General features: G+C 69.1%; 14 protein-coding genes and 2 pseudogenes. 7 read left to right on the top strand and 9 right to left on the bottom strand.

What is annotated here, in order from left to right; genetic code table 11:
• The first annotated feature begins 72 nt into the window (after nucleotides 1-72).
• Complete coding sequence (locus ACODT5_RS22440) at nucleotides 73-246, top strand: hypothetical protein (RefSeq protein WP_422521094.1); 174 nt, start codon at nucleotides 73-75, stop codon at nucleotides 244-246.
• Between the two features lie 494 nt (nucleotides 247-740).
• Here ACODT5_RS22440 and ACODT5_RS22435 read toward each other — a convergent pair whose 3' ends face one another.
• Nucleotides 741-1,526 (bottom strand): alpha/beta fold hydrolase, encoded by a 786-nt coding sequence (locus tag ACODT5_RS22435; RefSeq protein ID WP_422524995.1) that lies wholly within the window; start codon nucleotides 1,524-1,526, stop codon nucleotides 741-743.
• A gap of 140 nt (nucleotides 1,527-1,666) precedes the next feature.
• Here ACODT5_RS22435 and ACODT5_RS22430 point away from each other — a divergent pair, with 140 nt between their 5' ends.
• Entirely contained in the window at nucleotides 1,667-2,116 is a 450-nt protein-coding gene (locus tag ACODT5_RS22430) for an ABC transporter permease (protein ID WP_422521093.1), read from the top strand.
• A gap of 339 nt (nucleotides 2,117-2,455) precedes the next feature.
• Here ACODT5_RS22430 and ACODT5_RS22425 read toward each other — a convergent pair whose 3' ends face one another.
• From ACODT5_RS22425 to ACODT5_RS22410, 4 genes are all read right to left on the bottom strand, one after another.
• The gene (locus tag ACODT5_RS22425; protein ID WP_422521092.1) at nucleotides 2,456-2,728 is read right to left on the bottom strand and encodes a hypothetical protein; all 273 of its coding nucleotides are present in this window, start codon (nucleotides 2,726-2,728) and stop codon (nucleotides 2,456-2,458) included.
• Nucleotides 2,729-2,776: 48 nt separating this feature from the next.
• On the bottom strand, nucleotides 2,777-3,043 hold the full coding sequence (locus ACODT5_RS22420; protein WP_422521091.1) for a hypothetical protein: 267 nt from the start codon (nucleotides 3,041-3,043) through the stop codon (nucleotides 2,777-2,779).
• 94 nt (nucleotides 3,044-3,137) lie between these two features.
• On the bottom strand, nucleotides 3,138-3,326 hold the full coding sequence (locus tag ACODT5_RS22415; protein WP_422521090.1) for a hypothetical protein: 189 nt from the start codon (nucleotides 3,324-3,326) through the stop codon (nucleotides 3,138-3,140).
• A gap of 5 nt (nucleotides 3,327-3,331) precedes the next feature.
• Entirely contained in the window at nucleotides 3,332-3,916 is a 585-nt protein-coding gene (locus tag ACODT5_RS22410) for a DUF5994 family protein (RefSeq protein WP_422521089.1), read from the bottom strand.
• Between the two features lie 457 nt (nucleotides 3,917-4,373).
• On the opposite strand from ACODT5_RS22410, the pseudogene ACODT5_RS22405 reads away from it, so the two are divergent.
• A pseudogene (locus ACODT5_RS22405) lies at nucleotides 4,374-6,452 on the top strand (SpoIIE family protein phosphatase).
• Nucleotides 6,453-6,573: 121 nt separating this feature from the next.
• Here ACODT5_RS22405 and ACODT5_RS22400 read toward each other — a convergent pair.
• Nucleotides 6,574-6,711: a hypothetical protein gene (locus ACODT5_RS22400; protein ID WP_422521088.1), complete on the bottom strand. Its 138-nt coding sequence runs from the start codon at nucleotides 6,709-6,711 to the stop codon at nucleotides 6,574-6,576.
• Nucleotides 6,712-7,156: 445 nt separating this feature from the next.
• Nucleotides 7,157-7,807, bottom strand: coding sequence for a MerR family transcriptional regulator (locus ACODT5_RS22395; RefSeq protein WP_422521087.1), 651 nt, complete (start codon nucleotides 7,805-7,807; stop codon nucleotides 7,157-7,159).
• Between the two features lie 6 nt (nucleotides 7,808-7,813).
• On the opposite strand from ACODT5_RS22395, the gene ACODT5_RS22390 reads away from it, so the two are divergent.
• The 4 genes from ACODT5_RS22390 to ACODT5_RS22375 all read left to right on the top strand — a co-directional run bounded on the left by ACODT5_RS22390 (nucleotide 7,814) and on the right by ACODT5_RS22375 (nucleotide 10,896).
• A complete protein-coding gene (locus tag ACODT5_RS22390; protein WP_422521086.1) occupies nucleotides 7,814-8,095 on the top strand; it encodes a hypothetical protein in 282 nt (93 codons plus the stop codon).
• Between the two features lie 740 nt (nucleotides 8,096-8,835).
• Nucleotides 8,836-9,591, top strand: coding sequence for a hypothetical protein (locus tag ACODT5_RS22385; protein WP_422521085.1), 756 nt, complete (start codon nucleotides 8,836-8,838; stop codon nucleotides 9,589-9,591).
• Nucleotides 9,592-9,913: 322 nt separating this feature from the next.
• Nucleotides 9,914-10,552, top strand: a complete 639-nt coding sequence (locus ACODT5_RS22380; protein WP_422521084.1) for a TetR/AcrR family transcriptional regulator — start codon at nucleotides 9,914-9,916, stop codon at nucleotides 10,550-10,552.
• Nucleotides 10,549-10,896, top strand: a complete 348-nt coding sequence (locus ACODT5_RS22375) for a nuclear transport factor 2 family protein (RefSeq protein WP_422521083.1) — start codon at nucleotides 10,549-10,551, stop codon at nucleotides 10,894-10,896. Before ACODT5_RS22380 ends, ACODT5_RS22375 begins: the two co-directional genes overlap by 4 nt.
• Before the next feature lie 214 nt (nucleotides 10,897-11,110).
• Here the strand turns inward: ACODT5_RS22375 and ACODT5_RS22370 are convergent.
• Both ACODT5_RS22370 and ACODT5_RS22365 read right to left on the bottom strand, forming a co-directional pair.
• A pseudogene (locus tag ACODT5_RS22370) lies at nucleotides 11,111-11,566 on the bottom strand (siderophore-interacting protein); the annotation flags it as partial.
• A gap of 329 nt (nucleotides 11,567-11,895) precedes the next feature.
• Nucleotides 11,896-12,282 (bottom strand): VOC family protein, encoded by a 387-nt coding sequence (locus tag ACODT5_RS22365; RefSeq protein ID WP_422521082.1) that lies wholly within the window; start codon nucleotides 12,280-12,282, stop codon nucleotides 11,896-11,898.
• Nucleotides 12,283-12,287: the final 5 nt, after the last annotated feature.

The raw sequence follows: 12,287 nt of genomic DNA, 5'->3' as shown, positions 1-12,287 counted from the left end.
GGGCGTCAAGAACACGACAGGAATCCCGCCGGCTCCTCGACGCGAGGGGGATCCGGCGGGACTCTCACTGCTGTGACCATCGACTGGCGTCCCGACCGCGGCATCCACCGGACCGTACTCGCCCTCGGGACAGGCGGCCTGGTGGTCGTCACCACCGGCGCGGCCCTCGACGTCATGTGGCTCCTGGGAATCGGGGTCTGGGGGCTCATCGCGGCGATGGTGATCGAGCTCGTCTACCGACCTTAGGGCGTGTTGTGGGAGGCGGCCGGCACCGTCGGCCCGGCTATTTCGGGTCCCGGTTGAAATGTGCCGCCGACCAGCGGTGGCCAAGCGTGATCAGGCCGATGTACACCATGGCGCCGGGCGGCCCGAGTTCACGACGTACGAGGGACGACGGACGCGGTCAGGGCCGCCTGCACGCTTACTACTCAGACCTGCGGAGCCGCGAATCCGATTGGTCTCTGCGCCCAGAACGCCCGGAGGTGAGGACCGCTCCGACGACGCATGACAGGGCGACGAGGGAGAGAACAGGGATGACGAGGTCGACCGTGCGTCGATAGTGGGTCGGCTGGTTGCGAAGGTGGCCACGGTCTGCTGGTAGCCGAGGTGGTCCGTAGCGGGACCTGTGGCCCGGCGCCCCGCGGCATTACACAGCCGACCCGTCGGTAGGGACAGGGGGGTCGCTCCATGTCCAGGGCTTTGCAGCGCGACCATCGGTTTCGATTCCATAGGGAAACGGGTCATAGGGCTCCAACGCAGCGCGAGTCGGGTCCTGGAGGCGCTGGGAAACTGCGGCTGCGGCCCGATCTGCGCCGGCAGCCCGCAGTACATCCACCAATGCGGTCACGAACATGGGGTCGACGGTGAGGTCTGCCTCGGCGGCACATCGCCGCGCGGCGGCATAGAAGGCCTGGTCCGCGCCCACTCTCACTAGTGCCCTCAACAATAAGCTGGAGTAGAACGGGTCTGTGAGGTCGGCCTGGGCGACGGGGTCGCGGTCGAGTAGCGCTCTCACTGCCTGCTCCGCGCCCACCTCGTGAAGCGTTTTCAGCAATCCGGCAACGTTGGACGCGTTCGTGAGGTCCGTCTCGGTGGCGGTCCGCTGCGCGAGAGCGGCAACGGCTTGATTCGCGTCCGCCGCATGCAGGGCCCTCAGCAATGAGCTGGAGTGGAACGGGTCTGTGAGGTTGGCTTGGGTGCCCGCCCTGACTGTGGGACACCAGAGCCAGATCCGGAAAATCCTCGCCCTCTGTCTCAAGGAACCCCTTGAGGTCGTCGGCAATGGTCTCAAAGGTCGGGATGCGACGCAGAGGATTCAAGGACATGAGGGATGTGGCGTAGTCAAACGGCAACGGGGTGACGAACCCCAAGTCGGCGTCACTCTGTATGAGCTCCAGGAATGGGTCCCAGACGGAGCTGGAGGACCCGAAACCGTGGATGAAAACCGCCCCAAGTTGCCCATCGGTCGATTCCGTGCTGGCTCCCGCACTGGTAAGAGGCAGCCGTCCGTGTAAAGCCCAGAACATCCTGACAGCGCTTGCCTCGTGTACGAGCGGCACCTGCCTCATCGCGGCAAGTGGTGGGTCCCACCGCAGAGGTCCTATGTTCAAAATGCCGCGATGGGGAAGATCGGCCACTTTAGAGGTCGTAGCAGCATCTTGTTGAGATGCCTGGTCGGCGTGACCGATGTGACGACTTCGCAAGGTTGATGCGGGCCGAGAATCTGAGAGTGCGCCAAGCGGGCTTCGTCGAAGTCACCAGGTCAATGGAGTCCGGTGGCCGGCGGATAGTCCGTCGCCACGTCCTGCCCCACGCCCGGGGCCCGGTGACCTCGCTCGCGGCGCTGGAGTTCGGCGACGTGATCCTCGCGGTCTCCGGACTGAGCTTCCTCGGCTACGGCGCCGAACTACCCACCGCCGAATGGACGTTGCTGGTGGCAGATGGCCGCGACTACGTGACAACGTCTTGGTGGCTGTCGACGCTCCTGGGCCTGACCACCGCCACCACAGTGCTTCGGTCAATCACATGGCCCGGACCGTCGATGGAGAGCGGGGCGGAGTTGGATGACGGCATTGTGCTCGACAAGGAGGACGCCTCGGACCCGGTCCTGCAGTGAGCTGAATCGAGTTCGGGGAATGATCCGGCGGGGGGCTGGGCCAGCGGGTGGGGCCACTGTGTTGCAGTGTCGCTGCCTATCGACCAGCGGAGTCGTGCGCGCCCACGGGGCCGCTCACATGCAGGCGTGCATCGGCACTCGTCTACACGTCCTCGGGCGTGCGGCCGTGGAGGACGGTGGCGCCGCGCTCGGCCAGTTCGCGGGTGGTCTCGTAGCCGAGTGGTGAATGCTGTCTGCCGCTCCGAAGGGTACGGATGGGGCATTGCAGCCGCGGCTTGACGGAGGGAATTCGTCTGGCTGTGCCTGGCGGTGAGACGCCAGAACGTGTGCGTGGGAAGCTCAGCCGTGCTCTTCCTCTTCGGCCTCCATGCGCCGGATTCCTTCGTGGGTGAGGGTGGCCATCGCGGGGGTGTTGCCCGGTTCCCAGTCGACGGTGATCAGGCCTTCGCCCGCCAGGTAGGTGCAGGCGGCGGCCAGGTCCTGTTCCGGTACGTGGAGGTCGCGCCGTAGCTGTGCTCCGGTGATGCCGAGGAGGCGGTTGCCTTCGACGGCTTCGTACAGGACCCGGAGTACCTCGTCGCGGTAGGTCCTGCGTTCGCGCAGTGTGGCCATGACCGCGTCCTTTCGTGTGCGGGTGGGCTCCGGGGTCCGTGGCGGTTCTCAGGTCTCGTCGGAGTGGGTGCCGGCGCCGACGGGCGTCCGGCTGGCGGCCAGCCAGGTGCGGACGGGGCCGGCGGGTCTTGCCGTGTCCACGGTGAGGTGGAGGCGGGTGTTGCCGTCGAGGCCGGGATAGCTGCGCTGTTCCGCGCCTGCGAAGCAGCCGCGGAGTGCTTCTGCGACCGCGCGTGCGGCTTCGGGCGTGTGCGCGATGATCCGTACCTCGGCGTGTCCGAGCGACGGCAGTGTCTGGGTCCGGATGTACTTCACGTGGGCGTGTTCCCTTCGTGGTGGGCGAGGAGCCGGCGGGTGGGGGCGCCGTGGCGCCCCGCCCGCTGCCCCCGGTCGGAGGAAGGTCTGTTCCTCACCGGTCGGCATCCGTGTGGTGGGCTCGACGACTGATGTCGTCCGGCAGGCCGGGGGGCCTCGGCAGGGGGTCGCTGAAGTGGTAGGCCTCGATGCGGGCGTCGTGCTGGGCGTTGAGCAGGTGGATCAGGCGCATTCCGATGCCGGCCGTGAGGATGGTCACGGCGATGAGGACGAGGGTCTCCACGGAGCTCACCTCCAGCCGTTCCCGGGCAGTGGCAGGGTGCGTCGGTCCATGGAGTTCCCGAAGGGCGACATGCAGGCTCCGCCTTCGCTCTCCCAGCCGGCTTCCTGGCGCTGGGCGTCGCGGATGCCGCGCCCGATGGCGGCTTCGTTGGCCATCAGGACGCTCGCGGTGAGGTCGCTGCCGGGGATCGCGGCGGCGGCCATCAGCCGGGCCGCGGCGGCGGGCTCGGTCTCGGGCGGGATGACGAGGAGGTCCCAGCGGCCGACGGTGTACGAGAGCAGGATCAGTTTGTCGGGGTCCTGTCCGGTGAACCAGCCCACGTGCAGCGTGCGCCCGTCCGCGGGCACCGTGTGTGGTACGGCGAGCCAGCGGCTGGGGTTCACGGTGACGCGGGTGATGCGCCCCCAGGGTTCCTCCAGGGCGGCGGCGAGCGGTGGGAGCTCGGCTTCGAGGTCACGGGAGTGGGGCCACCAGGCCCCGTCCAGCTGGCCGGCGAGCATGGTCTTCGGGGTGAGGGACAAGCGGGCCGGGAGGGCCGGAAGCTCTGCGGCGAGATCGCGGGGCGCGGTCCGGTCGAAGGTGGTGATCATGATGCGGACCTGCCCCCGGACTGCCCGTCGGCAGCCCGGATCTTAGGCGATCGCCAGGAATGGCACCCGCGTGAAAGCCGGTGCGCGAAATACTCCCAGTGCTTCCACTGTACGCCCGTTCGGCGGACCACGACCGGCGTGACCAGGCATTTCCCGGCGGCGGTGGAGCAGGCGGCGGGCGTGCCGCGAATCGTTGCCGGGCTCGTGCACGTCGCCGACCAGGCACCGGCGTCGACCTGCGATGACGTACGGCCGCACCCCGTAGACGGGCGGACCCACAAGGCTGACTCCGACAGCCCCCCACGCCCCCCACACGCGTCCACCTCGACTGCGACCCGGTGGTGCAGAGGTGCGGGGTCGGCTGTTGGGGAGGGAGGATGGGAGTCGCGGGTGGCACAAGCGAGGACGTCGGCCCGGGACACCCAGGGCGCGGTCAGCGGGTGGAAGGAGCCCCGGGATGCGCGCAACCGAATCCTTCCCGGCCCACCCCGGCCGGCCTTCGGATGGTGTTTCCCCCGAGCCCGGAGGGCTACTCGATGTCCTGAAGGTCGCGGCCGTGGTGCTCGACGCGGACGGGCGGATCGCCTCGTGGAGCCCGCAGGCCGAGGAACTGTTCGGATACACCTCTGCTGAGGCTCTCGGCCGGTTCGCGGGCCGGCTGCTGGTCCACGAGCAGCACCTGGAGCTGGTGGTCGACCTGTTCGCGCGGGTCATGGCCGGCGGGGCGAGCTGGGCGGGCGTGTTTCCCGTGCGCCACAAGGATGGCGGCACGCGGCTGGTGGAGTTCCGCAACATGCGGCTGGAGGACGGCCGGAAAGGCGTCTATGCCCTGGGCCTGGCTACCGACCAGGCGACCTTGCGGCGGGTGGAGCGGGATCTGGCGCTGTCCACTCGGCTGATTTCGCAGTCCCCGATCGGGCTGGCGGTGGTAGACACCGCTCTGCGGTACGTGACCGTCAACCCGGCGCTGGAACGCATCAACGGCCTGCCGGCTGCCGATCATGTCGGCCGGAACGTCTGGGAGGCATTGCCCTTCTTGGATGCCGAGGCCATCGAGTCCGCCATGCGTGAGGTTCTGGCCGACGGAATCCCGATCCTCGACCGTGAGTCCGCGGGGCGCACCCCGGCCGACCCGGACCGTGAGCACGTGTGGTCGGTGTCCTTCTACCGGCTGGAAGCTTCCAACGGCAAGGTGCTCGGCGTCGCGACGTCCGTCGTCGACGTCAGTGAGCGGCATCGCGCCCAGGCCGAGGCTGCCCGGGCCCGGCAGCGCCTCGGACTCGTAGCCGATGCCTCCCTGCGCATCGGGACCACGCTCGACCTCGACCAGACCGCGCGCGAGCTCGCCGATGTCTCCGTGCCGGAGCTGGCCGACGTGGCCGCGGTGGACGTGCTCGACAGCATCCTGCACAGCCGTGCGGCCGTTCCCGTACACGAAGGGTCGGCCGTATTCCGGGCCCTGGCCGTGGCTGCCGCGTACCCCACGGACGCCGTGGATGCGGCCGATCCGCCGGGTGAGGTGGCACGCTACGACGCCGACCGGCTGGTCACCCAGTGCGTGAGAACCGGCCGCCCGGTCCGCGTGCCCCACGTGGACGCCGACGACCTGATCCGCATCGCCCACAGTCCTGAGGCCGTCGGCATGCTGGCCGCCGCAGGACTCCACTCCTACCTGGCCGTGCCGCTCATCGCCCGTGGCGAAGTCCTCGGCGCCCTCGACCTCAAGCGCCTGCGCAATCCGGAGCCGTTCACTGCCGCCGACGAGGTTCTGGCCGGCGAACTGGCTGCCCGCGCCGCCGTCTGCATCGACAATGCCCGCTGGTACCAGCACGCACGCAACACCGCCCTCACCCTCCAGCGCAGCCTCCTCCCTCAGCAGCCGCCGGACCCGCCCGGCCTGGAGATCGCCTACCGATATCAGCCCGCCCAAGCGGCGGACGAGGTCGGCGGCGACTGGTTCGACGTCATCCCCCTGACGGGGGACAAGACCGCCCTCGTCGCCGGCGACGTCATGGGCAGCGGCATCAGCGCCGCCGCAACGATGGGCCAGCTCCGCACCGCCACCCGCACGCTGGCCGAACTCGACCTCGCCCCGGCCCGGCCCGGGTACTGCGTCACCTCGACCGCCTGACCGACTCCATGGGGCAGACCATCACGACCTGCGTCTACGCCGCCTACGACCCCCACCACACCCGAGGCCTCATCTCCAACGCCGGGCACCTTCCACCCGTGTTGATGCGTCGGGGACGGCCGCCGAACTACTGGCACTACCCACCGCAGTCCCCCTCGGCGTCGGCGGCGTCCCCCTCCACACCACCACGTTCGATCTGCACTCGGGCGACCAACTGGTCCTCTACACCGATGGCCTGGTCGAAACCCGCGACCAGGCCATCGACGAACGCCTGAACGTTCTCCTGCCCTCCTCGCAGAGCCGCCGCGATCCCTGGAGGAGACCTGCGACATGCTCCTCCAGGCCCTGCGCCGCCCCGGCGACCACGACGACGTCGCGCTGCTCATCGCCCGGGTCCAGCCCTGACACTCCCGCGGCCGGGCTCGGGGTGGGTGGGTGAGTGGTGGTCCGGTCAGAGCGTCTCGTCGTGCAGGTCTTCCTCGCGCAACAGGTCATCCTCACGGCGGCGCGAGGTCTCCTTCTGGCCCTACTGCCGGCCTTGCTTCTGTTCCTGCTTGCGGGAAGCCTTGCCCGGCTGGGGGCGTGCGGGGTCCCCGGAGCGATGATGCTCCTGTGCCTCGCGGCCCTTGCCCTGCTCCTGGTGCTTGTCCTGTGCATCGCCCATGACGGCGACTCCTCTGGATCCGTGGGATGGGGATTCCTCGCGAATCACGCTGACAGGCATGGTGACAATCTGCATCATCTCGACCGCAAGGTGTGGCTTACGGGTGACGCCCGTCCTCGATGCGCGCGCCCCGAGCCCGGAGGCCCTCCAGGATTCCTTCGCCGAGTGCTTTCGACGGGCGTCGTTCGAGCTGGTGGACGCGGGGCGGCCAGGCGGGCGCTGCGGGCCGCGTTGGTCTAGCACCGAGACGAGGGTGGCAACCGAGTTCCTCATCGACACCGGACGGCGTCGCGCAGGTGGCTCCAGGCCGCTCACGTCATACGTTCAGGTGGGCGCGAATGAGTGAGTCGAGCCGTTCCCATGCCGGGGAAGAAGCGTTGACCGTGCCCTGGACGAGGGCGGGGATCTCGGAGTCCGCATCCAGGCCGGGCAGTTCGCCGGTCCCCTAGCGCTCCCGGTTCGCCTCGGCGATACGGAGGGCGAGGTCTTCGAGGCGCGGGTCGCCGGCGTCGAGGTCGTACGCGTGGTCGTAGCCGAGGAACAGCTGCCGTAGCTTCGGGTCGGCCAAGATGTCGGCCTGGTCGTGAAACAGCATGGTCGCGTGGTCCGGGTGTGTGGCGAACACGAGGATCCACAGGTCGCGTTGCAGGTCCACCCATCTGGACGTGAACCCCCATCGGGTCAGGTCTTCCAGATGGGAGGCGACTTCGTCGGGCAGCGGCACCAGCCGCCCCGCGGCGAGCCGGCGCAGACGGGCCTGTGTTTCCCGCAGGCTGCGGATGCGGGCGTCGAGTTCGTCGTCGATCTCGCCCAGCGACTGCCGGAGTTCTTCCTCGCCCGACGCCCTCAGGTCGCGAATGCGAGCCAGGGGGACACCGGCTTCGGCCAGTGTCCGGATCTTGATCAAGGCGACGGCGTCGCTCGCTCCGTAGCGCCGGTAGCCGGACGAGTCGCGGTCGGGCTCGGGGAGCAGTCCCTTGTCGTGGTAGACGCGGACGGTCTTGATCGACACGCCGATGTAGCCGGCCAGCTGCCCGATGGTGATCACCCGGCCATCGTCCCACTTGACCTTGCCCCTGGGGCAGGGCTGCAGCATGGCGTCATGGACAACACGAATGTGGATCGGGAGACCCTCCGCGAGCTGGCCGACGAGGGCAACGAGACCGCACTGGACCGGCTGGCCGATCTCGCGGACGAGGCAGGCGACCTCCGGGAGCTGAGCGAGCTGCTGGACGAGGGGTCCATGCAGGCCGGGCTCCTGCTCACTCGACGCGCGGTCGCCTCCCGCGACCTCCGCGAGCTGCGACGGATCTCCGACGCCGGCTACGACGGGGCCGGGAGCGAACTGAACCGGCTACTGAGGGCGCCGGCCGACGGACGCTAGTCGCCGATGTCACGGATCCGGATGCCGTCCAGCGTTTCGCTCCGTACGAGTGCCCGGTCCGTGCCTTCGTGGACGACGACAAACCGGTCTCACCCATGCGCTTGACGGCCGTTGCGCGGTAAAGGCCCCGCGGAGTCGCGAATCCGCGGGGCCTCTACGCACAGAATGCCCGGAGGTGAGGACCGCACCGACGCATGACAGGGTGGCGAGGGGGAAGCGCCGCCAGATGTCCGCCCACAGTTGAGAACAGGGACGAAGAGGTCGACAGTGCGTCGATGGTGGGCTGGCTGGTTGCGAAGGTGGCCACGGTCTGCTGGTAGCCGCGGTGGTCCAGATTCCTTTCTGGCCCATGTATGGCCCGGATCTTCTTTGTAGAGTGGGGATGATCGGAGAGATCTGACTCTGGAAGCAGCCAATTTGGGTTGCTTCCACTAGGGCGGACTGCGATGCCCAAAGGGTGTGTTTGTGCAGGTCAGGCGCCGTTCTCAACTTCTTAGAAGAAGCCGATCCTGTTTGGTGAGTAACTTACGAACAAGTTCTTCGAGTGCTGGTGGTACACCCACCACACCGCTCCTGACCAGGCAAAAAAAGGGTGTCTGTCCTCGGTGGTCCGGTGCTGGCCCGCCACTGGCCCGGATCTTGGTCGGTGGCGGTCTCTTTCGGATCTTGCCGGTCGAGCCCGGTATCCCCAGCTATCGATGGGGGAGCAGAGTCCGGAAGAGGCGGCCTAGGGTTGGCCCATGAGTACGGCAGACGACGACCGCATCGCCCTCGACCTCCTCGACGCCCACCTGGAAGACCTGTGGCGGGCAGCCGGCGAACTCCAGCGGGGAAACCGGGCGATCGTCCCTGAGGTGCCGCTCGACCTGGGTGGGGCGTCCGCGGACGGTGCGGCCACGGAACTGCTGCGGTGGGGGAATGGAGAGCTGGCCGGCATCCCGCGCTCACCGGCCGACGTGTTCGCCCGCAGCGCCGGCACGACCATCATGGAGCTGCGGCGCCGCCGCAGCCCCTGGAACGCGGCGGCCCTGCGCCTGCTCGAGGACCGGTACGTCTTCCTCGCCACCGGTCCGCGCCGGCACGAAGACTGGGCCGAGGACATGCTCGCCCTGATGCACCGCGAGGTCCCGGACCCGCGCGGCTGGCTGCGGATCGACGCCGACCGCACCAAGGATGCCCGCCACGCCGTGCCGGCTTACCCCTTCGCGCCGCCGCCCGCCGCCCGCCGCCCGCCGCCGGGTTCCGGGACCGTCTGCACGAGCTGGAGCCGGCGGGGCCCGTCACCGCGCTCGCCGTCATGGCGGAGGAGTGGGGAGACGGCCGTCCCGTCCGGAACCGGCCGGAGCGCGACGCTCTGCTGGCCGACGCACGGTTCCTGCTGGACCGCTACGGCCCGGATGCCCAATTCTGGACGAACGCCCGGGATGCAGCCTGGGACCCGGCCCGGGACTTCGTCCGGGCCGGCCTCAAAGGGGCGAGGGTCAACGGGTTCATGACGGGCGAGTACATCAACGGCCTCGACCTGCTCGAAGAACTGGGCCTCGTCGCCGTGTCCGGCGACGAGGTCGGGGTCTTCTGGTCCTTCGGCGCGTACTGACACCGGTCCTTCCGACACGCAGACCCCTCCAGCGCCCTCGTACGTCCCAACTCCTGGGCCGTTTCCTGCGAATCACCTCGCTGACCAGATGAAGATGGCGACGCACTGCAAGTTGAGCGAGCGCGGCAGGAGCATCATCTGCAGCGCGACAGCAGTGGTCGGCCTATAGGGGTCACGCGCGTGCTAGTTTGTGAGCGATCGTTCAACTACGGGGGGCGTTGATGGGCCGGAAACAGGTCTGGGACCAGGACGAGGTGCTGGCCTCCGCCATGCGCCTGTTCCGTCGTCGTGGATACCTCGGCGCCTCGCTGCGCGACCTCGAAGAGGCGACCGGAATGCACCCGGGCAGCCTGTATCGGGCGTTCCATAGCAAGGAAGGCCTGTTCAGTGCCGCGCTGGACGCCTACAACGAGCGTGTGGTGGAGGGCCGGGTCCGGGTCCACCTGCGGGACGCGGAGGACCCCGTGGCCGGCATCCGCTCGTTCTTCACCTCGGCGTTCGACACTGGCATCGGCCCCGAACCCGATCCGGGGTGCCTGCTCACCAACACGGCGGTGGAGTCGTTCACCGTTCCGCAGGCGACGCCGGGCGTGCGCCGGGGGCTGGAGACGATCGAGTCCGGCTTCGCCGACGCGCTGACGCGCGCCCGTGCCCAGCGGCTGCTGCCCGCGGAACTCGACGTCGAGCAGTCAGCCGCCCAGCTCCTGGCGCTCTACCAGGGACTGCTGGTACTCGTCCGGTCCGGTACGGCCGCCGCCAAACTGCACACCATCACCGCCGGAGCCCTGGTATCGATCGGCGCCAGGCAAGCCAAGACAGCCAAGCAAGCCGAGCAAGTCAACGAAGAGGAACAGCGATGAGTGACCAACAGCAGCTCTGGGACGACTACGCCGCGTGCTGGTCGGTCGACCCCTCGATACGGCTTACCGCGCTCGGCGCGGTCGCGGTCGACGACGTCACCTACCGGGACCCGGGGACCGAGGTCGGCGGCCTGGCCGAACTGGACGCGTACATGAACGGCTTCGCCGGGGCGTTTCCCGGACACCGCTTCCGCATCGACGAGGTCCTCGACCACCACGACCGGTCACTGGCCCGCTGGACCCAGGTCGGCCCGGACGGTGAGACCTTCATGACGGGCGTGAGCAGCGCGGTGCACCGCGACGGCCTGCTCGCCGACGTGACCGGATTCTTCCTCCCCGCCTGACGACTCGGGGACCGCATCACCAGCCGCACATGGCGGTGATCAGTCCTTGGGCTTGGCCGGCCGCGGCAGCTCGGCCGTGGTGGTCGCCTCGGCGAGCGCGGCGGCCGCCCTTCAGCTCGGGCACGTTGGGACATGATGGCGATGAGGTCTTGGATGGAGCGGCCGAGCCGGTCGAGCGACCCGAAAGTACGAGAGTGGCCGCGCTTGTCCCTGGCTACGCCTCTTGTTCCGTCTCGACCTGCGCGTGCCAGTCCCGTTTGACGGCGCTCCACGCCTCGTCGCTCTGACCTTGACGCCAGTACCCGGAGAGCGACAGGCGCTCGCGCGGGACCTGTCGCTCCTTGCGGAGGTGGCGGCGGAGCTCCTTGACGAAGCCGGCCTCTCCGTGGACGAAGACCTCAGGGGTGCCCTCGGGGAAGGCGAGCGAGGAGACCGCCTCCAGGAGCGGTGTGCCGATCGGGCGCTCGCCCCGGTGGAGCCAGACCGGGTCAACACCGTCCACCGTCGCGATCTTCTGTTCCTCCGCCGGGCCGGAGACCTCGATGCAGGCGTGCACGGTGGCCCCCTCCGGCATCCGCTCCATGGCCGCGGCGATGGCCGGCAGCGCGCTCTCGTCCCCGGCCGGCAGGTGCCAGTCGGCCGCAGGATCGGGTGCGTAGGAACCACCGGGCCGAGGAAGTACCGGATGGAAGTCTCCTCGGCCGGTTCGCGGCCCTCTTCGGGGCAGCCGGGGTCGGCGGCGCCCTGTGGTGTGGCGCCGCCGACGTGGCCTGGACGTCCCTCAGGGCTTGTGCCGGCTGGGCGCCACGCGGCTGCCGCGGTGTCCGACGGCTCGGCCACGCATAGTCGATCCGGCTCCGGTCCGCCGCGGTGGCCCAGCTCGGCGGGATGCATTCGGTAGCCGACTGTCGTGCCGGACACGAGTCGTCTCTCTGCGTGACGCTGGTCTCCAGATCGAGCACCACCGCAACGTCGCCGACGAGGCACAGCGTGATCCCGTCAGGGGCGAAGGCGCAGCGGGTGGTCCGCCGGCACTTCCACTACGGCGATGCGCACGCCGTCTGGGTCGGCGATCCACATCTCGATGAGGCCCCAGGCCTCGCGTCGTGGCGGTCGCAGGACTTCGATGCCCCGGCCGCGCAGTTCCTCGTACGCCGCGTGCACGTCCGCGACTTGGAGCCACAGTTGAAGGCCGGGCGTGGGCGGTGCCTCGGCGCGCCCCGATACCTCGAGGAACCCGCCGCCGAGGAAGTAGACCGTCCCCCGCTCGGGTCCGGTGCCGAACTCGCGGTAGACGGCGAGGCCCAGGGCGTCACCGTAGAAGGCGCGGGAGCGCTCGGGGTCCGTGGGACGCAGCAGAATCCTGCTGCCCAGTACGTGCACCATGACCC

It is taken from the genome of Streptomyces tatrensis (assembly GCF_049310065.1).
Lineage (GTDB): Bacteria > Actinomycetota > Actinomycetes > Streptomycetales > Streptomycetaceae > Streptomyces.
The sequence above is the reverse complement of the archived record's forward strand: the minus strand, read 5'-3'. Positions and strand labels throughout refer to the sequence as shown.